Source organism: Microcoleus sp. T3_B1 (assembly GCF_036700445.1).
In the GTDB taxonomy this organism is placed as follows: domain Bacteria; phylum Cyanobacteriota; class Cyanobacteriia; order Cyanobacteriales; family Microcoleaceae; genus Microcoleus.
In genome coordinates this window covers 31,219-50,813 of the sequence record NZ_JAUBOX010000006.1, presented here as the reverse complement: position 1 = coordinate 50,813, position 19,595 = coordinate 31,219, and the positions used below count along the sequence as shown (strand labels likewise).

15 protein-coding genes are annotated in these 19,595 nt (G+C 45.0%); 10 read left to right on the top strand and 5 right to left on the bottom strand.

Annotated features, from left to right (window positions below):
• Window positions 1-54: 54 nt before the first annotated feature.
• The 3 genes from QT990_RS05605 (at window position 55) to QT990_RS05595 (ending at window position 5,259) form a co-directional block, all read left to right on the top strand.
• A complete protein-coding gene (locus tag QT990_RS05605) occupies window positions 55-3,264 on the top strand; it encodes a glycoside hydrolase family 15 protein (RefSeq protein WP_333140242.1) in 3,210 nt (1,069 codons plus the stop codon).
• A 132-nt stretch (window positions 3,265-3,396) separates the two neighbouring features.
• Window positions 3,397-4,236, top strand: a complete 840-nt coding sequence (locus QT990_RS05600; protein WP_333140244.1) for a TdeIII family type II restriction endonuclease — start codon at window positions 3,397-3,399, stop codon at window positions 4,234-4,236.
• A gap of 72 nt (window positions 4,237-4,308) precedes the next feature.
• Window positions 4,309-5,259 carry a PmeII family type II restriction endonuclease gene (locus QT990_RS05595; protein ID WP_333140247.1) on the top strand — a complete coding sequence of 317 codons (951 nt, stop codon included), beginning with the start codon at window positions 4,309-4,311 and terminating at the stop codon, window positions 5,257-5,259.
• 45 nt (window positions 5,260-5,304) lie between these two features.
• On the opposite strand, the gene hisB is transcribed toward QT990_RS05595, so the two are convergent.
• Together hisB and fabI are read right to left on the bottom strand one after the other, a co-directional pair.
• Window positions 5,305-5,943, bottom strand: coding sequence for an imidazoleglycerol-phosphate dehydratase HisB (gene hisB, locus QT990_RS05590; protein WP_333289160.1), 639 nt, complete (start codon window positions 5,941-5,943; stop codon window positions 5,305-5,307).
• Between the two features lie 364 nt (window positions 5,944-6,307).
• The gene (fabI, locus tag QT990_RS05585; RefSeq protein ID WP_333101974.1) at window positions 6,308-7,084 is read right to left on the bottom strand and encodes an enoyl-ACP reductase FabI; all 777 of its coding nucleotides are present in this window, start codon (window positions 7,082-7,084) and stop codon (window positions 6,308-6,310) included.
• 328 nt (window positions 7,085-7,412) lie between these two features.
• Here fabI and ntcA point away from each other — a divergent pair, with 328 nt between their 5' ends.
• The 4 genes from ntcA to QT990_RS05565 all read left to right on the top strand — a co-directional run bounded on the left by ntcA (window position 7,413) and on the right by QT990_RS05565 (window position 12,217).
• Complete coding sequence (ntcA, locus tag QT990_RS05580) at window positions 7,413-8,078, top strand: global nitrogen regulator NtcA (RefSeq protein ID WP_006634020.1); 666 nt, start codon at window positions 7,413-7,415, stop codon at window positions 8,076-8,078.
• A 77-nt stretch (window positions 8,079-8,155) separates the two neighbouring features.
• Window positions 8,156-9,823: a DUF3084 domain-containing protein gene (locus tag QT990_RS05575; protein WP_333140251.1), complete on the top strand. Its 1,668-nt coding sequence runs from the start codon at window positions 8,156-8,158 to the stop codon at window positions 9,821-9,823.
• A 364-nt stretch (window positions 9,824-10,187) separates the two neighbouring features.
• Window positions 10,188-11,312 (top strand): SUMF1/EgtB/PvdO family nonheme iron enzyme, encoded by a 1,125-nt coding sequence (locus QT990_RS05570; protein ID WP_333140253.1) that lies wholly within the window; start codon window positions 10,188-10,190, stop codon window positions 11,310-11,312.
• Between the two features lie 494 nt (window positions 11,313-11,806).
• Window positions 11,807-12,217, top strand: coding sequence for a pre-16S rRNA-processing nuclease YqgF (locus tag QT990_RS05565; protein ID WP_333140255.1), 411 nt, complete (start codon window positions 11,807-11,809; stop codon window positions 12,215-12,217).
• Window positions 12,218-12,296: 79 nt separating this feature from the next.
• Here QT990_RS05565 and QT990_RS05560 read toward each other — a convergent pair whose 3' ends face one another.
• From QT990_RS05560 to QT990_RS05550, 3 genes are all read right to left on the bottom strand, one after another.
• Complete coding sequence (locus tag QT990_RS05560) at window positions 12,297-12,896, bottom strand: hypothetical protein (RefSeq protein ID WP_333101970.1); 600 nt, start codon at window positions 12,894-12,896, stop codon at window positions 12,297-12,299.
• A gap of 139 nt (window positions 12,897-13,035) precedes the next feature.
• A complete protein-coding gene (locus QT990_RS05555) occupies window positions 13,036-13,485 on the bottom strand; it encodes a hypothetical protein (RefSeq protein ID WP_333140257.1) in 450 nt (149 codons plus the stop codon).
• A gap of 565 nt (window positions 13,486-14,050) precedes the next feature.
• A complete protein-coding gene (locus QT990_RS05550; protein WP_333140259.1) occupies window positions 14,051-15,631 on the bottom strand; it encodes a photosystem II high light acclimation radical SAM protein in 1,581 nt (526 codons plus the stop codon).
• Between the two features lie 375 nt (window positions 15,632-16,006).
• Here QT990_RS05550 and QT990_RS05545 point away from each other — a divergent pair, with 375 nt between their 5' ends.
• The 3 genes from QT990_RS05545 to QT990_RS05535 all read left to right on the top strand — a co-directional run bounded on the left by QT990_RS05545 (window position 16,007) and on the right by QT990_RS05535 (window position 19,377).
• Window positions 16,007-16,396, top strand: a complete 390-nt coding sequence (locus QT990_RS05545) for a DUF1830 domain-containing protein (RefSeq protein WP_333140261.1) — start codon at window positions 16,007-16,009, stop codon at window positions 16,394-16,396.
• A gap of 238 nt (window positions 16,397-16,634) precedes the next feature.
• Window positions 16,635-17,225 (top strand): hypothetical protein, encoded by a 591-nt coding sequence (locus QT990_RS05540; protein WP_333307395.1) that lies wholly within the window; start codon window positions 16,635-16,637, stop codon window positions 17,223-17,225.
• A 970-nt stretch (window positions 17,226-18,195) separates the two neighbouring features.
• Entirely contained in the window at window positions 18,196-19,377 is a 1,182-nt protein-coding gene (locus tag QT990_RS05535; RefSeq protein WP_333307393.1) for a BMP family ABC transporter substrate-binding protein, read from the top strand.
• Window positions 19,378-19,595: the final 218 nt, after the last annotated feature.

Here is a 19,595-nt window from a genome sequence, read left to right as displayed (position 1 = left end):
TAAAAGTCTATTCACCCCAAATCTACTCGCATCAGGAAAAAGCAGGAAAACGAAATGGCGATCGCAAAAAACCAGCGGCAAACCAGGTTAGATTATTACTACGAGCAAATCAAAACCATCATCCTCAAGCGCCAGAACCCAATTACTGGTTTGCTGCCGGCGAGTACCGCCGTTAACGCCCACGGCGACTACACCGATGCCTGGGTGCGCGACAACGTGTACAGCATTCTCGCGGTTTGGGGTTTGGGTTTAGCTTACCGCAAAATAGATGGCGATCAGGGCAGGACATTTGAACTCGAACACAGCACAGTCAAACTGATGCGCGGCTTGCTGTTTGCGATGATGCAGCAATCGAGCAAAGTAGAACATTTTAAAAATACTCAGTCGCCGCTAGATGCCCTGCACGCTAAATACAATACTCAAACTGGAAGTATTGTTGTCGGGGATGACCAGTGGGGACATTTACAGTTAGACGCTACATCTATATTCTTATTAATTCTTGCTCAAATGACGGCTTCCGGGCTGCACGTAATTTTTACAATTGATGAAGTCAATTTCGTGCAAAATTTAGTTTACTACATCGGTAGAGCCTACCGCACGCCGGATTACGGAATTTGGGAAAGAGGTCATAAAATCAATCGAGGCAATGCAGAATTGAACGCCAGTTCTGTTGGCATGGCTAAAGCAGCGCTGGAAGCAATAAATGGGTTGGATTTGTTCGGGATTAAAGGCTCTCAAGCATCGGTGATTCACGTTTTGCCCGACGAAATTGCCAGAAGTCGCATAACTTTGGAATCGCTTTTGCCTCGCGAATCTAGTTCTAAAGAAGTAGATGCCGCTTTATTGAGCGTGATTAGTTTTCCGGCTTTTGCTGTGGAAGATCGAGAATTAATAGAACGGACTCGAAATAAGATTATTGACAAATTGCAAGGAAAATACGGCTGCAAGCGGTTTCTGCGGGACGGACACCAAACAGTTTTGGAAGATGCCGATCGCCTGCACTACGAACCCACAGAATTAAGGCAGTTCGAGCACATTGAATGCGAGTGGCCGCTATTTTTCACTTATTTATTGTTGGACGGCATATTTCAGGGAAATCAAGCCCAAGTGCAGGAGTACCAGCAGCGTTTGGAATCTTTAGCAGTCGATCGCTCTGGTTTGCCGCTACTACCAGAATTGTACTACGTCCCCGCCGAAAATATTGAAGCAGAAAAGCTAAATCCCAGCAGCCAGCAGCGCTTGCCCAATGAAAATATTCCCCTCGTTTGGGCGCAAAGTTTGTATTTTCTCGGTCAATTGCTAAATGAAGGATTAATCGCAGTGGGCGATATTGACCCGCTGGGAAGGCACCTGTCAGTGGGCCAACACAGAGAACCTTTAGTGCAAATTGCACTGTTAGCTGAAGACGAAGATTTGCAAGCAGAATTAGCAGCTAACGGCATTGCGGCGCAAACTCCAAAACAGGTAGAACCTATTCAAGTCCGCCAGACTAAAGAATTATCAGCTATTTACACGCAAATTGGACGCAACGACCCATTAGGCTTAACCGGTCGCCCCGTGCGCCGTCTGCGGAGTTTAACAACTTCTCGGGTGTTTAAAATTCGCGAAGAGGCGATCGTATTCCTCCCCTCATTTTTGAACAGACAAGAGTTTTACTTAACTTTAGATTACCATTTTTTAGTAGCTCAAATCAAAAGCGAAATAGCTCACATTCACCACCACTGGTATCAGTTGGGACGCCCTACGGTAACGCTGATGCTGACTCACACGATGCTGGAAACCGGGCGGGAAGCGTTGTTAGAATTAATGAAGGAATTCCGGGATGGACACTGTAACAACACGCCAGTTAAACTCGGAAATCTTAAGCAGTTAATGCTGACCGCTGGCACCGAAAGAATTGATTCCATGCACGATTTTGAATTTACCGAATCTCCGGTGACAGGTGCAGTAGAAACGCGCAGCTATCTAACTTACCATCCTGAAAAAACTTGGCCTTTGGGTCATACGCAAGAATTTAAATTAGAGTGCGAAACTAATACTCAATTCTTGCTAACTAGCCTACGCGATTCAGAAAACTTGTACGAACAAATTGAGTTGCTGCACACGTTAGTTCGCCTCAAAGGTTTAAACTTTGATACAGGATTTGGAGGGGCGGAAGAAACAGTTAAAGTTGTGGATTTGCTCAACGAAGTTTATACAAAAGCTGGAGAAAGTTCGCAATCAAAAATCCAATGGGCAGTCATCCGCCATGCCGCAGGTTTGCTGGACAAGGTTGATATCAGCTTGTCCGATGCGGTGACAGACATTTTGGTGCGGCAAAAACAGATTGCTGTGGGGAAAGCCTACAGCGAAGATTCGATAATTTCGCGACCGGGATCTTACACGGAAGTGATGGACAAAATTCGCCAATTCTGTGGAGAAGACATTCGCGATCGAGTTCTAACTCAAGAAGTTCTCATCTACCTCGGCTTGTTAATTAAAGCCGAACCCCAGTTATTTAAAGGCCTGCTGACGCTGAGAGTTAGCTACTTTATTTTGCTCTTAACAAGCGAATTAGCCCGCGAGTTAGGAGTTACGCAAAATGAAGCTTACGAATATTTAATGCAGCTAAGTCCCTTTGAAATCAAAAATCGCCTGCGCCAAGTGTTGACGGAATACGAGGAAATGAATCAAATCCTCAAACAGCAAGAATCCCTGCGCGTCAAACAGCCGGAAAAAGATATTGAATGGGTAGTAGCGCCAGTTTCTGAAGAACCAACAATGCCTGGGGGAGGATGGCGCCGGAAGCGGCAAATGGAAGGTACTGTCAATCGCGTACCGAAGGATTTTTATCCGAGTGTTTGGGGACTGCTGCGGCACTGCAAAGGCTTGATAATTGGCGACAAATTAGAGCGGCGCAATCGGTTAGATAGCCATATTATTTTATCGGAAATGACGCCGGGTGAAAAGAATTTCGCGCTACAAATTGAGCATTTGCTGAATAAAATTGTCGCACCGGAATACCGGCAAGTCAATATTGAGGCGCTGATGGAGTTGGCGGCGATCGCCCAGCGCAACCCAGAATTGCAAGTAGAAGAATACATCGTTTTAGATGTATTGGTCGGTCACGCGGTGCGGCTGAATTGGCAAGGAAAACACCCGGAAAGAGCGGGTAAATACGACGAAGATAAAGCGGCGGCTTGGCAAGCTTTTTACAATACTTCGCCTTACGTTTGTGCGAGTCATGTACTCGATGCTTTCCGATTCTTGACGAAGTTTGGATAGATCATTCGGCGGTTGAAACCGCAACTACACAAACGAAGTCCGCCTACGCGGACTAAGAAATAAGGGAGTAAGCTTGATTTTGTCTCACAGTTTTGTCACAAGTCTAGTCAACAGAATGTTTGCAGTAAAATAATGTCAGCCATTAGCTCAACTACCCGCGTCATAATCAAAGCATACTTAGAAGTTTTCATCGAAAATCTTGTCAATGAATACAGAGGACGGCTAATACCCAAACTTGATATTCCAGCAGCATATTTATCATGCAAATCCTCTAAAGGTCAACTGAAACCGTTTCAGGCTGCTATTATGCCCTCAGAATTGCTACGGATTAACGAGTTTGAAAGAGGTTTCAGCAGCAGCTTGGGGACAACATATGAAGAATGTGCAAAACTCATTGCTTTGGAACATCACCAAGAAGCAAGCAGAAGCTATGAAATTTCTGGCGAAGTTAGCATAGAGGCTATTAATGAAATTGAGCGTCAGATAGCACTATTTGAGCAGTCAGCAGACAAAAATGCAAATAAACCTGCTTTTGAAGAAATGATAGAAGCTGTTCTTGAGGCTCAAACAACTAACCATTTAGTTAGGCGATCCGTCAAAGCAGATTTGTACGTGCTATCCCATGACGGCAGGAAATTTTTCTTTGAAATTAAAGGGTCAAAACCCAACAAAGGACAATGCTTGGAGGTAATTCAACGACTGCTGAGATATCATTTACTGTGCGGACTGTCTCGACCCGATGCTCAATCTTATTATGCTATGGCTTACAATCCTTACGGGCCAAATCGTTCAGATTATAAATGGTCAGTGGCAAGGAAGTATACGCCTTTTGAACAAGCTGTCATTATGGGACATGAGTTTTGGAATATTATAGGGGGAGAGACTGCCTACGAAGAACTTTTGGATATATATCAAGAAGTTGGGCGGGAGAAGGGTAAGCATATGCTTGATGCTCTTGCTTTTGGATTTTAGTAAAGTATGAGTTTCTTCAGCTTTCTCTTTTCAGTTAACTAATATTTAAAATAGAGTTGAGGAGAAATAAAAGTGTCAGAGCAACTTCATGAATTATTAGCATTTGTTTTAGAAAAAGAAGTAGGACTGCCGGCCAGAAAGTCTCGCTCTTTCGCCGGTCATTTTGCGGAGTTAGAAGAATTTTTTAACTTACAAGCAGAAACACTCAGAAACGGCATCAGCAGCATATCTGGCAAAAGAGCGCTCAGATTTACTCCCGATGAGATTGAACGCATTTTAGCATTTATATCTTCAGGCCAACTGTCGCTGCAACTTACTATCGCTGAAAATTTTTTAGCCAGCATTTGTCGAGATTTTACTGGGCGACAGCTAGTTATGGTGGAAAATCTGACTTTAGGGAAAATTCATCCCAACCCATTTTTAATTAGGGCGTTAAATTTGGACACTCCCGAAGAAGTTGTCAGGCTCAATGTTTATATGACTGCTACTAGGTCTATTGTCACTTCAATGGGATTGTTTATTCAAAAACTATTGATATCTTGCTCTGAAAGTGCAGAAATTGCACCGGAAGAGTCAGGATGGGACGCAATTAAAACTACCAGTGATGGCGAGAAATGCTGGATACAGGTAAAAAGTGGCCCGAATGATATGGATAAAGACCAGATAGTATATTGGGCTGCCAAAATTGAGGAAAAAATGCAGGAGGGCGATCGCGCTTATATTGGTATAGCTTACGGCAAAAGAACTAATAAAACTGTAACACTTGGTTTACTGAAGCAAATTTTGCCCAATTCGGAAATGATAACTTTAATCGGTCGAGAACTGTGGGATTTTGTTAGTGAAGATACTCGCTATACTGTGAATCTGTTTGAAGTTTTGCGTCAGTCAGCTAGTCAAGTTTTAGCACAAAGTTCTATTGATGAAGCTATAGAAAGGTGTAGCGATCGAATCATCGCTGAATTTATCGGAAAGTACGGCGAGGGAAGTCAAGGCGTTTTTAACTATATAGCAGATATATTTTGATTGACAGGTTCGTAGTAGCGCCCAAACGCTACTACAAACCACATACTACAAAACTCCTTTAGAACTCGGAATCCGAGTAGCCCGCCGGGGGTCGATTTCTACCGCCATCCGCAGAGCTCGCGCAAATGCTTTAAACGCCGCTTCCACAATGTGATGAGAATTCCCGCCCTGCAACTGTCGAATGTGCAGTGTCATTTGAGTGTGGTTCACCACCGCCGAAAAAAATTCTCTCACTAATTCGGTATCGTAAGTTCCGATCCGCTGGTTGGGAATTTCTAAGCTGTAACTTAAGTGAGGCCGTCCCGAAAAATCTAGCACTACTTCAATTAAAGCTTCATCCAAAGGTGCGATGAAATGTCCGAAGCGAGAAATGCCCGATCGATCCCCGACAGCTTTTGCTAGGGCTTGGCCCAAGGTAATTCCCACATCTTCGTTCGTGTGGTGGTCGTCAATCTCCAAATCCCCGATCGCCTGCACATCCAAATCGATCAATCCGTGAGAAGCAATCTGGTGCAACATATGGTCTAAAAACGGAATCCCCGTAGACGCCTTGCAAGTTCCTACACCGTCGAGATTGAGGCTGGCAGTGACATCCGTTTCCAGTGTCGTGCGTTTCACCAAGGCGGCCCTAGCTGGTTGAACTGAAGTTGCAGGAGGCACAGAAGGGCGATCGATTATCTCCATAATTCGCAATTGGTCATTCATTAGTTATTGATAATTAGTAATTGAAGATTACAGCTTGATCAGCGCTAATTCTCAAGTGTTTAGTTAAGAGAATTATGCAAAACTCAAAACTATCGACAGGGGCGGCTTTTGCATAAAACTTACTTGTTAAAGTAAAAGTTTATTGTCTAAACCCGCCCCTACATAACTCAAAACTCTCGACTACCGTTATACCAATTTAAGGTGAAGTTGCACCTATCTCGATCCCCCTCACATCCCCCTTAAGAAGGGGAGTAGGGGTTGACTTTGAGAATAATCTTGTCCCCCCCTTATTAAGGGGGGTTAGGGGGGATCAGATTCTACGGGGCCTCATAAAAAATTGGTATTACATTCCCATGATTTCGTAACCGGCATCGACATACAAAACTTGACCCGTAATCCCGCTAGCGAGATTGCTGCACAGAAAAGCCGCAGCATTTCCCACTTCCTGCTGAGTCACCGTCCGCCGCAGCGGGGCCACTTCCTCAACGTGGTGGATCATGTCCAGAATACCGCCAACTGCTGACGAAGCCAGAGTCCGAATCGGGCCAGAAGAAATCGCATTTACCCGAATATTTAACGGGCCGAGTTCAGCAGCCAGATAGCGAACATTCATTTCCAAAGCCGCCTTAGCAATTCCCATCACATTATAGTTAGGAACTACCCGGACGCCGCCCAAATAAGTCAGGGTCACAATACTGCCACCCTCGGCCATCAGCGGTTTAGCAGCAGCACAAAGCCGCACCAGCGAGTAAGCGCTAATATCCAAAGCATTGGAGAAACCTTGGCGCGAAGTGTTGGTGAAATCTCCCGAAAGTTCGTCCTTGCCGGCAAAAGCCAGACAGTGGATCAGGACATCTAACTTGCCCCACTTGTCGGCGATGGTTTTAAAAGTAGACTCAATTTCGCTCTCGTCTTGGACATTGCAGGGCAAATACAGACTGGGATTGAGCGGTTCCACCAGTTCAGCGACTTTACGCTCGTGCTTGCCTTTCTCGTCCTTCAAATAAGTTATGCCGAGGTTGGCCCCAGCTTTGTGGAGCTGCTGAGCGATGCCCCAGGCGATCGAGCGATTGTTGGCAATGCCCGTAACAAGAGCATTTTTTCCGGTCAAATCTATCATCTGTATTTCTTCTAGAAGCAACTAGCACCGTTCTCATTGGCTCTCTGCGACAACCCCGCCAGTTTAGACACAACTGATTCAGATTTAACTGATTGAGACACAATTGAGACACAATTGAGACACAATTGATATTAATTTTGCTGTGGAGCTACATGGGGGGGAATTGAAAAAGTTAAGAGAAGGGCTAGATTTAATCATACAGCGTGTGTTTACCTTAATATTAGATGGAAGTAACCGAATCCTTGCATATTGGAGGTTGGGAAGTATATTTACTCAATAAGGTTAATCCGCAAGTTATAAAGTATTGATTAGTACAAAGGATCTAGTCGTGACGCATGATAGACCGCTAGCAGCCGTGTTCCGCCAAATCAGCGGCGGGGCGTTTCCACCCATTGTGGAAACCTTTGAACGGGGCAAGACAATTTTTTTCCCTGGAGACCCGGCTGAGCGCGTCTACGTTCTCATTAGAGGTGCTGTGAAGCTCTCCAGGGTGTACGAAGCAGGGGAAGAAATTACAGTCGCCCTCCTGCGCGAAAATAGCGTATTTGGGGTGCTGTCTCTGATTACGGGACACCGATCGGACAGGTTTTACCACGCGGTAGCCTTTACGCCGGTGGAATTGATCTCGCTGCCGATCGAACAAGTCGAGAAAGCGCTTAAGGAAGACCCGGAATTATCGATGGTGATGCTGCGGGGACTGTCGTCTCGGATTTTGCAAACCGAGATGATGATCGAAACGCTGGCCCACCGAGATATGGGATCGAGACTCGTCAGCTTTTTGCTGATTCTGTGCCGGGATTTTGGCGTGCCCGGTACAGAGGGGATTACGATTGATTTGAAGCTGTCCCACCAAGCGATCGCCGAAGCGATCGGCTCGACGCGGGTAACGGTGACTCGTTTGCTGGGCGATCTCAGGCAAGAAACCATGATCTCGATCCACAAGAAAAAGATCACAGTCCACAACCCGGTGGCTTTAAGCCAGCAATTCACTTGATGCCGAGAAAGTATAGGATTTTGGATTTTGGATTTTAGATTCAATCCAAAATCCAAAATCCAAAACCTAAAATCGGAATGACTGCTGGATACATCCTGGTATTTGTAATTTTAGTGTTGGGGGGTGTGATCGCCACTGTCAGCGATCGCCTTGGGACGAAAGTCGGCAAGGCAAGGTTGAGTTTGTTCAAACTTCGCCCCCGCGATACTGCTGTTGTTGTGACAGTGATGGCCGGCAGCATCCTGTCAGCAATTACTCTGGGCATTTTGTTTGCTACTAGCAAGCCGCTGCGAACGGGAGTTTTTAGAATAGACGAGATTCAAAAAAGGCTCAACAACGCCCGCAGAGAAATCAACCAAGCCACTGAAGAAAAAAATCGAGTTGAAACTGAATTAGCTCAAGCCAGAGCCGCTCAAGCGCAAGCTAGAGCCAATTTGGAGCAAATTAATCAATCCCTCCAAGCAGCTAATGCCGAGCAAGCTCGGACGCAAACAAAATTAAACTCGCTGCGGGCCCAGCTCAACAGCGTGCAAGCAGCCAAGTCTAAAACTGAAGAGCAGTTAAGTCAGGTAGAAGCGGCTAAATCTAAGACAGAAGAACAGCTCAGCAGTGTGGAAGCAGCTAAATCCCGCACCGAAGAACAATTGAAACTGGTGGAAACGATTCGATCGACTACACAAGCTCAGCTCGATCGCACCGAGAACCAATTGAAAACAGTTTCTGCTCAAAAAACGACTTTAGGCTCGGAAATCGCCCAACTGCAAGAAGAGCGCCAACAGTTAATCGAGCAGCGAGAGCAGGTAAAAACTCAAATTGCCCAGCGCGATCGAGAAATTGCCCAACGCGATCGAGAAATTGTCGATCGCAACGAACTAATTGCCCAGCGAGACAAGGAAATTGCCCAGCGAATGCAAAATCTGGCCGAGCGCGATCGAATAATTGTCGAGCGCGACAAAGTAATTGCCGAGAGGGAAGCACTCCTAGAAACCTTGGCACAGCAACAAGCTCAACTCGAACAGCAACAAACTGTCTTGCAGCAACAAGTGCAAATTTTGGAACGCGACTTTCAGGCAATCCGCGAGGGTACAGTTGCCATCAGGCGCGGTCAAATTTTAGCTGCTGGCGTCGTTCGCATTATCGAACCCGGTATGGCAAGTGGCGCGATCGATCGGCTTTTGCAAGAAGCAAATAAAACCACCGTCGGACTGATGCAGCCGGAAAATACCAAGGTTAGGGACCAGGTTATTCAAATTACTAAAGCAGAAATCGATCAACTAATTAGTCAGATTAAAGACGGTCAAGACTACGTGGTGCGAATTGTCGCTGGTGCTAATTACCTGCGGGAAGAAAAGCTAATTAAGGTATTTGCAGAAGCAGAAATAAATCGAGTTGTGTTCCGGGCTGGAGATGTGATTGCAGGGGTTGCTGTCGATCCGGTGACTTTGACCGACGAACAGGTGCGGCAGCAGTTGCTGCAATTGATAGAAGCTTGTCAATTTCGCGCTCGCCTGATCGGTGTTGTCGGCGGTAGAGTCCAAGTGGCCGACAATCAGGTTGAAACTTTAGCTGGTTTTATCGAGCGGTTGCAGCAGTACGATAAACCGCTGGATGTTCAGGCGATCGCCGCAGATGTCACTTACATTGCCGGCCCGCTTAAAATAGATTTAGTTGCTCGTGAAAACGGAGCCGTTGTTTTCCGCACCGGACAACAACCACCGGGCGGCCCAGATGTGAAAGTTAAATAATAAGTGCGATCGACATATCGAATTTGAGCAAAAATTTTGGGCGATCGAATTACAATTTTGCTTGACTTTTTCGCGCCCTTGACATATCATTAAATCATGGGAATCCGTGCCGCCATATATATAGCAATCGTAGGGTGCGTCGCCACCAAAAATCTGGAAGCACCACCAACAATCTCACAGCGACGCACCGCACCCAATTAGTAGGGTGTGTCGCCACCAAAAATCTGGAAGCACCACCAATAATCTCACAGCGACGCACCGCACCGCTAAGAGAGCAAAGTAGAAAAACTAAGAATCGAACCCTGAGATATTGGCATCACAAAACAAAATTTTGCTCAATTAAAATGCAGGAGCGTGCGGTGTAATGTCAGAGAATCAAAATGAACCCAGAGAATATGATGCCGTCCGTGGCGGTCAAAATTCAATTCCTGTCAATGCTGCGGTACTGGGAGGCATAGCCGGTGTTAAAAGCCGATTAGCCTCACCCATTGTCGAAGTGAGAACCGCCGCACTCTCCGAAGCACTCAAATATGGAGAAGCTGGCTTAGATGTGATAATGCAAGCTTTGCAGGATGAATCAATGCAGGTGAAATGTGCTGCCTATTCACTGCTGAAATATCGAAACGAGGAAAAGATTCAACGACAGTTACAAAACTATTTTCCTACATTTGAATTTGAGGTCATCACAGTCGATGCTGACGGAACAGAAAACAGTCGCATAAAGTCTTTTGCTCATTACTTCCCTGAAGACTTAGGTGATGGAGTTGTACTAGACATGGTTTACATTCCTGGCGGCACATTTATGATGGGTTCGACAGCAACAGAATCAGCTAGGCTCGATAACGAACGTCCGCAGCATCAAGTAACAGTACCGACTTTTTATGTAGGAAAATACCCCATCACCCAAGCACAGTGGCAAGCAGTGATGGGAAATATTCCATCATTCTTTAGGGGTGAAAAAAGTCCTGTAGAAAGTGTAAACTGGCATGATGCTGTAGAATTCTGCCGGAAACTTTCTGAAAAAACAGGCAAGATTTATCGCTTACTTTCGGAATCTGAATGGGAATATGCTTGTCGCGCCGGAACTACAACACCTTTCTATTTTGGCGAGACAATTACCACAGATTTAGCTAATTATGATGGGAATTATCCCTTTGGTGGTGAACCGAAGGGACTTAATCGCGCACACACAATGGATGTGGGGAGTTTTCCTCCGAATCCCTTTGGACTTTATGATATGCACGGTGAGGTTTGGGAATGGTGCAGCGATAAGTGGCCCAGTAACGATGACGGCGCACCGACTGACGGAAGTTCTTCGGAAACTGGAACAAGTGATTACCGGGTGCTGCGTGGGGGTTCGTGTTGGTACCGTGCGGTCCATTGCCGTGCTGCAAGCCGCTACTTCCGCTCTGCGGGCAACTCGTACTTGGACGGGGGTTTTCGTGTTGCGGTTGCTTTGGCTGTCCCTTCCTCCCCGTCTTCCCTGTGAGGACTCTTCTCTACTCTTTAGCCCTTTAGCCCTTTTCCCTTTTTCCTCTTTACCCTTTTGCGTGCGTCAGCGCACTTTAATTTTTTTTTGCACTCATCTTTACACGCGATTCAAAATAGTAGGGTGCGTCGCCATCAGCAATTTGCAAATCAAATCGACAATCTCACAGCGACGCACCGCCTGCACAGGGGTGAGAGAAACCGGGTTTTTGCGCGGGGAGTCAAAGAAACCGGGTTTTTTCGATAAATTAAAACGGGGGAGTAAAGATTGTGGCAAAAACCAGGTTTCTGATTTTAGGCATTATATGGCCGCACGGATTCCCATGATGATATAATATGTCACTCCTGCAAAAAAGTCAAGCAAAATAAGTACGATCGCCCGCAAAGATTTTGAGACATTCAAGAATGCAAGTGCCAGATTAGATATAGGTTGGCGATGGGTTTCCTCGACTACAACAGCGCAACTACAAACTTATTAACACAGAACTCATAAATATGATTTTAGGTTTCGATCCGGGTAAAGACAAGTGCGGCATCGCCGTCATGGGTAGAGACAGAAGCGTCTGCTACCATCAAGTTGTGCAGTCGGAAGCAGCGATATCTACTATTCAATCTTTGTGCGAACAGTTTTCGATGGAGTTATTGGTGATCGGAGATCAAACGACTTCTAAGAGTTGGAAACAAAAACTGACGCAGAGTTTGTCGCCTTTGATAAAAATTGTTCAGGTTGACGAGAGGTACAGCAGTTTAGAAGCGAGGGAACGCTACTGGCAAATGTACCCTCCGACGGGACTTTCGCGCTTGATTCCGAAGGGAATGCGGACGCCACCGAGGCCAGTGGACGATATTGTGGCGATCGTCCTAATTGAAAGATATTTGAACAAACAGTTGACAGTTGACAGTTGACAGCGAGGTTTTCAAGCAAGTTCTAAAAACTTTGGGTTTCGTGGGAAATCCTATTTTTTACTGCTTCAGCAAACCCTAGCTAATCTTGTTGAACCATCCACACCAAGAATCCTAAAATGGTTTCCACCGGAAGCAGCGGATAATCGGTAAGGTCGATCGTCACTGTTGTTCCTGAAAGCTTGAGAAAACGCCATTGAGTGCCGCTGCTGATACAGCCGTAAATAGTGGCGATCGGGTGTTCTGCTGCTTCGTTAAAGCGCTGTGCCGCTACCATTTCAGCAATACATTGACCGATACCTTCGTTCAGATCGGCTTTTTTTGCTTCCACAACTACGATCGCGGGTGCTTCTACGGTAAGCTGTTCGGGCGATCGGCTAATTAAAAAATCGACGTATCCGGTGAGCTCGCAACTGGGGTCAACATTGAATTCCCGTCCCGAAAATAAACTGATTTGGCGGTTCATCAAGCGCCGGACTTCTTGCAAAACTGGGTAGACAATGGCTTCCGATCTGGCTTTTTCTGAACCAACTGCGATCGTCCAAGGCAAATCTTCTAATTCGCTACTCAATCTCGGACTGGGATTAATTGATTCTACCTCCGGAAAAAACCGAGTTCCCTCCACGATAGTTAACTGAAAGTCTTTTTTAGCTCTAGTAATTGTGAATTGACTGTAAGGCATAATCCGATAGCTTTTTTGATAATACAGACTTTTATTCTTATAATTATGCCTAAATTTGAAAGAATCTGCAATTTGTTTGAGTTCAGCTAATAAAATGTACCCTAAATTAATCAGAGCGATCGTTGAATAACAGTGAGTGTTACTTGATGACAGCTTCGGTCAAAATTACCTTACCATTCTGCCGGACTTGTAGGCGTTGGGGGTTAATCGAGTAGATAATATTGCCGTTAGTCGCTTCATAACTTCCGTCATCACCTGCTGTTACTTGCATGACATTGATTTGGGTGCCATTTATTTTGCTGAGGCCGCGGTAAAAAATATCGCCTTCCTGGGTTTTGCAAATGTATATAGAAAAGTTGGGCGTTGCGAAAAATTGCACCATTTGATCCCTCGGACATCCCTCAACTTGAGCAATTTGCAGCGGTTGATTATTGCCCAAAGTGTTGGGTGCGGGTTGATTTAGTGCAGTTGCTTCTGCTGAGGCTGTCAAAAAGCCGTGAAGCGAAGCTATCCCGAAGGGAATCGCACTAATGCCTGCCATAACTAGAACTACTTCTTTAATGCCCTTAACTGTATCTTTATAAAACATCTTGTCACTCCTGGCTTTAACTATATAATTACATCTTAAGCGATATTTGCTGGATATTAATAATATTTAATATCAGAGGTGAGAGGTGCAGGGAAAAGGGTACACCGTCGGTTTAAGTAAGGTGCCAACTGTGCACCCTACACCAGTGAAAATACATAAGTATGTCAATGCGATCGCAGGAAAGCAATCTCTTGTATTTATGACATTTTTAAGGTTTTATGACTTGTCCACGCCGATCTGAGAAACCGGGTTTCTTCATATATTTCTCGTTACTAAACCTTTGATTTTCGTAGAAACCGGGAATAAGCGCCCCCATGTCGCGAACTGACTCTGTTATATCAATTCCGGTTGCATTGGAATGATTAAACCGCAGAGAACGCAGAGAACGCAGAGTCAGAGAACAGAGAGATGAATACAGGACGATGAAGGGCGGATTTGATATTACACGGTAATGTTTATTTACGCTTAGCTATTTATTGAATAATAAAAAGGGAAACAGAAAACACATTTTTTCTTCCATTTCCCCTTTTTTCACGGACGGTCGTCCTGACTGCGAACCTGGTAATTAATTAACGGCTGCCAACTGTTTATCTTTGATTTCCACCGGCGCGGTTAATGCCTCTTCCAAATCCGCACAGCCGAGTTTTTCCTCCAAAATTGCCATCACTTCGCGACCGAAATCATTGGAATTCCGCTGCCAAGCTTCTAAACAAATTTGTCCGAAAAACGAACCCAAAGGTTCGGGATTCCATAGCAATTTGCGCGCTGTCCAAGGCATCAAACTCATGGGATCGTAACCAGGTTGCAGAATATCCTTCTTAAAGGCGTATTCTTCTAAAATAGTGTGCGGCTGCAACCCGATAAAGAAAATCGCAGGTTCTACTTTATCGGCTCCGAAAATCCGCTCTAATTCTCGGTGATAAGCAATAGTTTGCCGGATGGTTTCAAAGGTTTCGTCAATGACGTTAAACGAGTAATTAACGGAAACCACATCGTTGTAACCTGCTGCTTTTAAATCGCGACAATTTTCCAAAACTACTCGCAAGTTGTAGCCCATCCGCATTTTGCGAACCAGTTCCTGGGAACCGCTGGTGATGCCGATTTCAAAGTAATTCATCCCCGTTTTTACCATCAAATCGCACAACTCTGGTGTGAGATTATCCGCACGGATGTAAGCGGCCCAGTGTATGTCAGTCATGCCGGCGGCGATGATTTTTTGCAATAATTCAACTGCATCATCAATGAATTTGCGTGCTGGGATAAATTGAGCGTCGGTAAACCAGAAATTGCGGATACCTCGATCGTACAATTGCCGAATCTCCGCCACCACCTCATCCGCCGGATTGATCCGCACTTGCTTCCCTTCAATCACCGTATAAATGCAGTAACAGCAATTGTGAGGACAGCCGCGCTTGGTTTGCACTCCCACGTAGAAGTCCATATCCTGTAGATAATAGGAAAATTCCGGCCAAATCGTTTCGATGTAGTTATAGTCGCAAGCACTTTTCTCGATGTTGGCTGGCTTTTCGTGAATTAGCTTCGCGCGCGGCACGGTTTCTCCCACCACATAACACCTTTCCTCGGCCAAATCTTCGCCCTTAATCAACTTCTCCAGCAAAGCTTCGCCTTCCCCCACCGAAACCACAGTTCCCGTGGGCAAACTGCGACCCAACTGCTCGTAAAACACGCTCACAGCACCGCCTCCGACCACTGCACGAGCTTCGGGGCGGTATTTCCGGGCCCGCTTCAATCCGCGCTTAATCAGTCCCAAATTGCGCCAGAGTTCGGTGTAGTAAGACGCGGCTAAACGCAGTCCTCCGAGTGCTCCCCGGAACTTGATCAGCGGATTTTTGGCGTAGTAAAACTCGAAGGCATTTTGCAACGGGTTGCCGCCTCTGCCGCCCACGGGCGCGTAAATTTGAATGTCCCGCCAAGAGAAAACCAGCAGAGTCGGCTTAAACTCGTCTATGCTGGCATCTAAAGCTTTAGCGAAATCCAGGGGGGGTACGGCACCTAAATCGAAAATGCGCTGTTCGACATCGGGAAACAGCTTGTGTACGTGATCCGACAGATACACAACTCCGATCGGGAAAATCGGATTGCAAGGGAGGCGAACGTACAGGACTCGGTTTTCTCGGTTTTCCATGATTGCCATATCCTAAAGTGGAACTTTTTCAGCTATGTTAATATTCTTTTAATATAACTTTACAATATGTCTAATTTTCGCAATTTGACATTAAATATTCTTAAATTTTTTTAAACTGGCTAAAAGCCGAGCTTGTTGGTGTCGATCGGCGAGAGCAGCAGAAAAAAGCTAATTTTTAAGCAAATACAGCGTAGATTGACCGAATATTTAACCAGGGGGTCAAAAAAAGTATAATTTTACGAATAAATTTTAATTTAAGTTCGATCGGTCTCTCATGTATTAGGGAGTTGGTAGTCGGCTTTACAGTAGGCGGGATCGCCTAGTGTTAGCCTGAGAAGATAACTAAAACTTTTAGGCAAGGCTCCCTCAGCAGTTATGGCTCAAATTCTTGACCCCGTACCCTCAGACACCGACAGCAAGATTCTGTGCTGCTACGTCAACGCCACCAGTCAGATTCAGATTGCTCGCATCGCCAACATTCCTAACTGGTACTTTGAACGAGTAGTTTTTCCCGGACAGCGCTTAGTGTTTGAAGCGATGCCCGCTGCAGCATTGGAAATTCACACCGGGATGATGGCCAGTGCAATTTTGTCGGATAAAATTCCTTGCGATCGCTTGCAGATTAACGAAGGCCCCTATTCAAACGTCCATCCTAGCAGATCCCCAGAGGCTGTTCAGGGCGATCGAACAATCATGGCCGGCCGCCCCAAATCCCGAGAAATCTCAGAACCTTTGACTGTACCGGCACTAACCGCCGTCGATTAATCGGAGTTGTGAGTTTTGAGTTATATAATTGTCAGTTAATTGATAACTCCGCGCTCAAAATTCCAACTTCTGCAAAGCGGTAAAAACTCAACAGTTAAGAATCAAAGTTTCTGAAATGAATTTTAGATCAAAACTCACAACTGCAAATATTGTCCGGTTTTTCGTATTTCCCTGAGTGTGCTTGGCTGCCTCGACAACTGTGCAAAAATATCATTAAACAGCTTCTCGACTTTCAGCCATGTCAGCACAACCTATTGCTTCTTCCCCATCTTCTGCCCCAGTATTTGAGCCGGCGGTATTCCGGCTTTCTCCCCTGATTAGAATCACGCTGTTGAGTTTGTACACAGCCCTGACAATTCCCTTGCCTTTTTTGTCGGAAGTAACGAAAGCAGCCGTTCCTCCCGCCGCACTCTGGGCAGGAATTGTTGTCGGGGCTGTGGGCCTTTACGGCGTGCTCAGTGAAAGGGTAATTTTGAGCGAGGAAGGGATTGAAGTCACATATCCCAAGTGGTTTCCGCGTTTGTTTCGCAAGGGTTGGTCGCTACCTTGGACTGAGGTAAAAGCTCTCAAACCTCGATCGACCGGTCAAGGAGGTTTAGTTTACTATTTTTTGAGTCATTCGGGTGAAGGTTATTTGTTGCCAATGCGAGTGGCTGGATTTGGTAAATTAGTCGGTTTGGTGGAAGCAAAAACAGGTATTGATACTAGAGATGTCCGCCCTTTGTCGCAGCCTTGGATGTATCTTATTTTGCTGGGATGTACGCTGCTTCTGCTGTTGGTAGATACGTGGACTATTGTCACGGCGATCGGGCTTAAAGGCAATCTGTAATATTATCTCCGCTACAACTCACATCTTGCACCATTCTCGCTTAACAGGCTTTTCGGCCTGTTCCACAAGAAAATTCAGTCTTTGTGGAACAGGCCGAAAAGCCTGTTCATAAAAAGGTAAGGATTCAGGTCTAAAAACTTGCGGCTCCAACGCTTGTCTGGCAAGGGTTTTAGGGCAAAATAAGGGTTTTTGTCTTTCGTGGTTAATTGTCAATAAACGAGGATAAGTGACAGTTTTTCGTGGTTTATTGAGAATAGAGATTGATTTAGTATCAAGCTCCATATCTAAAGTCTTTGCCCAGCAAGGAGTTTACTGACCTGAATCCTTACATAAAAAGCTTATTGAGAATGATGCAACATCTCCGGTACAAGAACCGTTATAGAGTTGGTAGTGAAGACTTCAGTCCTCATAAAACTTGCTCGGATTATTGACTCTTATTAGAAATCAATAACATTTTTTCTGATTTTATAAGATCGATTTCTATTATTTTTGATTCAGCCTCGACTTATTTTTAAGTTGCGTCCAAGACTAAAAAGCTAGTTGCCTGTCCGAACTCAAAAAATATTTTTTGTTTGTGGTGAACATTCTTGTTTAATTTTGTTTCTAGCGAACTTTTTGGGAGACAATTTGGCCAATATTATTAAGTTTTTATAAAAAAAGTTACCACTAAAAGTAATTGGTATAAGATAAACATCATTAAATTTTAGGGGATTCGACTTTCCTAAAAGAACCTTTCCAGCAAAAACTAATTTTATATTAGAATTAGTTTTGGTTTACCATGTATCTTTTTCATTAAATTCACGATGTGATGTGAATGTAAATAGTTATTAACGCATTTAATCTCATTGCTGAATAGCTCGACTAAAAGCTGGCAAATGTAGCGTGAATATATCTAGCAATTCCCAGCAAGTATAAGCGTTACAGCTTAGCTATGAATTCCTCTTAAATACTTTTAGTGAGAACATAGAGAATGAGTACCCAAAAGTCATTGTTTATACCTCGGCGTCAAGTAATTCGTGGGATTTTATCTACTACAGCGTTTGCAGTCACCTCGCGCCTTTGGACTGGATGTACTCCTGCTAAAGAGGTTCAAGCAAACTCGCCTGGAAAAGATAAGCCAATTGTGATGGGATTTATTTATGTTGGCCCCAAAGATGACTACGGCTACAATCAAGCCCAAGCCGAAGGGAACGCTGGGGTTTCAAAATTAGCCTGGGTAAAAACCGTAGAGGAAGCAAATGTTCCTGAAACTACGGCGGTACAAGAAACCATGAGGAACATGATCGAACAGGATGGGGCAACGGTTCTGTTCCCTACGTCCTTCGGGTACTTTGACCCCCATATTCTGAAACTGGCAAAGGATTACCCGGAGGTACAATTCTTCCACTGCGGTGGACTTTATCAGGAAGGTAAGCATCCAAATAACGTTGGCAGCTATTTTGGCTACATTGATGAGGGTGAGTATGTAGCAGGCATTGTTGCCGCCCACGCCTCTAAAACCGGAAAATTAGGATTTATTGCTGCTAAACCCATACCCCAAGTATTACGCAATATCAATAGCTTTACATTAGGGGCACGTAGCATTAAGCCAGAAGTTACAACTCAGGTGATTTTTACAGGAGATTGGTCTTTGCCTGTTAAAGAAGCTGATGCTGCTAATAGTATGGCTGACCAGGGTGTTGATGTAATTACCTGTCACGTAGATAGTCCCAAAGTGGTGATAGAAACCGCTGAGAAACGAGGCATTTTCTGTACTGGCTACCATGCGAGTCAAGCCCAACTTGCGCCCAAAGGATATTTAACAGGTGCCGAGTGGGACTGGACGAATGTCTATTCTAAGTATGCTGAAATGCTTAATGCTGGCAAGACGCTAATGAACGGAGGCATTCCCCATTTAGTACGTGGTGGTTTGAAAGATGGTTTTTTGAAGCTGTCGCCCTACGGTAGCGCCGTAACTGCCGAAGCGCAAAAGGATGCTGATGCTGCTAAGAGTAAGTTTCTTGATGGCAGCATGGTCATTTATAAGGGGGAAATAAAAGATAACACCGGGAAAGTTGTGATTGCTGAAGGTAAGGATTACAAGCAGCAAGACGCAGAACTAGAAAAGATGAATTGGCTGGCATCAGGCGTCATCGGCAAAGTTACGAGTTAATTAGGATCGCGAATTAAATAATTTACACTCTTGAAAGTGGGGAGTAGCGGTTGGGCCTAAGAGCCCGCCCTTTCTGGACGGGCGGGACGCCCATCCCACAAGAACTATCACGCATTGTAAGTTATTTAATTCTCATTCCTAAGAAAGTATTTCACGCTCGTCGGCAACTGCTATACAAGCAAGTTTTTCATTCAACACTCATCATTTTCTTAGTAATT

Bases quoted from the DNA above. Each gene is read 5' to 3' on its own strand.
- QT990_RS05605 (WP_333140242.1), top strand. From the start codon at position 55: ATGGCGATCGCAAAAAACCAGCGGCAAACCAGGTTAGATTATTACTAC.
- QT990_RS05600 (WP_333140244.1), top strand. From the start codon at position 3,397: ATGTCAGCCATTAGCTCAACTACCCGCGTCATAATCAAAGCATACTTA.
- hisB (WP_333289160.1), bottom strand. From the start codon at position 5,943: ATGGAGATAATCGATCGCCCTTCTGTGCCTCCTGCAACTTCAGTTCAA.
- fabI (WP_333101974.1), bottom strand. From the start codon at position 7,084: ATGATAGATTTGACCGGAAAAAATGCTCTTGTTACGGGCATTGCCAAC.
- QT990_RS05575 (WP_333140251.1), top strand. From the start codon at position 8,156: ATGACTGCTGGATACATCCTGGTATTTGTAATTTTAGTGTTGGGGGGT.
- QT990_RS05570 (WP_333140253.1), top strand. From the start codon at position 10,188: ATGTCAGAGAATCAAAATGAACCCAGAGAATATGATGCCGTCCGTGGC.
- QT990_RS05565 (WP_333140255.1), top strand. From the start codon at position 11,807: ATGATTTTAGGTTTCGATCCGGGTAAAGACAAGTGCGGCATCGCCGTC.
- QT990_RS05560 (WP_333101970.1), bottom strand. From the start codon at position 12,896: ATGCCTTACAGTCAATTCACAATTACTAGAGCTAAAAAAGACTTTCAG.
- QT990_RS05555 (WP_333140257.1), bottom strand. From the start codon at position 13,485: ATGTTTTATAAAGATACAGTTAAGGGCATTAAAGAAGTAGTTCTAGTT.
- QT990_RS05550 (WP_333140259.1), bottom strand. From the start codon at position 15,631: ATGGAAAACCGAGAAAACCGAGTCCTGTACGTTCGCCTCCCTTGCAAT.
- QT990_RS05545 (WP_333140261.1), top strand. From the start codon at position 16,007: ATGGCTCAAATTCTTGACCCCGTACCCTCAGACACCGACAGCAAGATT.
- QT990_RS05540 (WP_333307395.1), top strand. From the start codon at position 16,635: ATGTCAGCACAACCTATTGCTTCTTCCCCATCTTCTGCCCCAGTATTT.
- QT990_RS05535 (WP_333307393.1), top strand. From the start codon at position 18,196: ATGAGTACCCAAAAGTCATTGTTTATACCTCGGCGTCAAGTAATTCGT.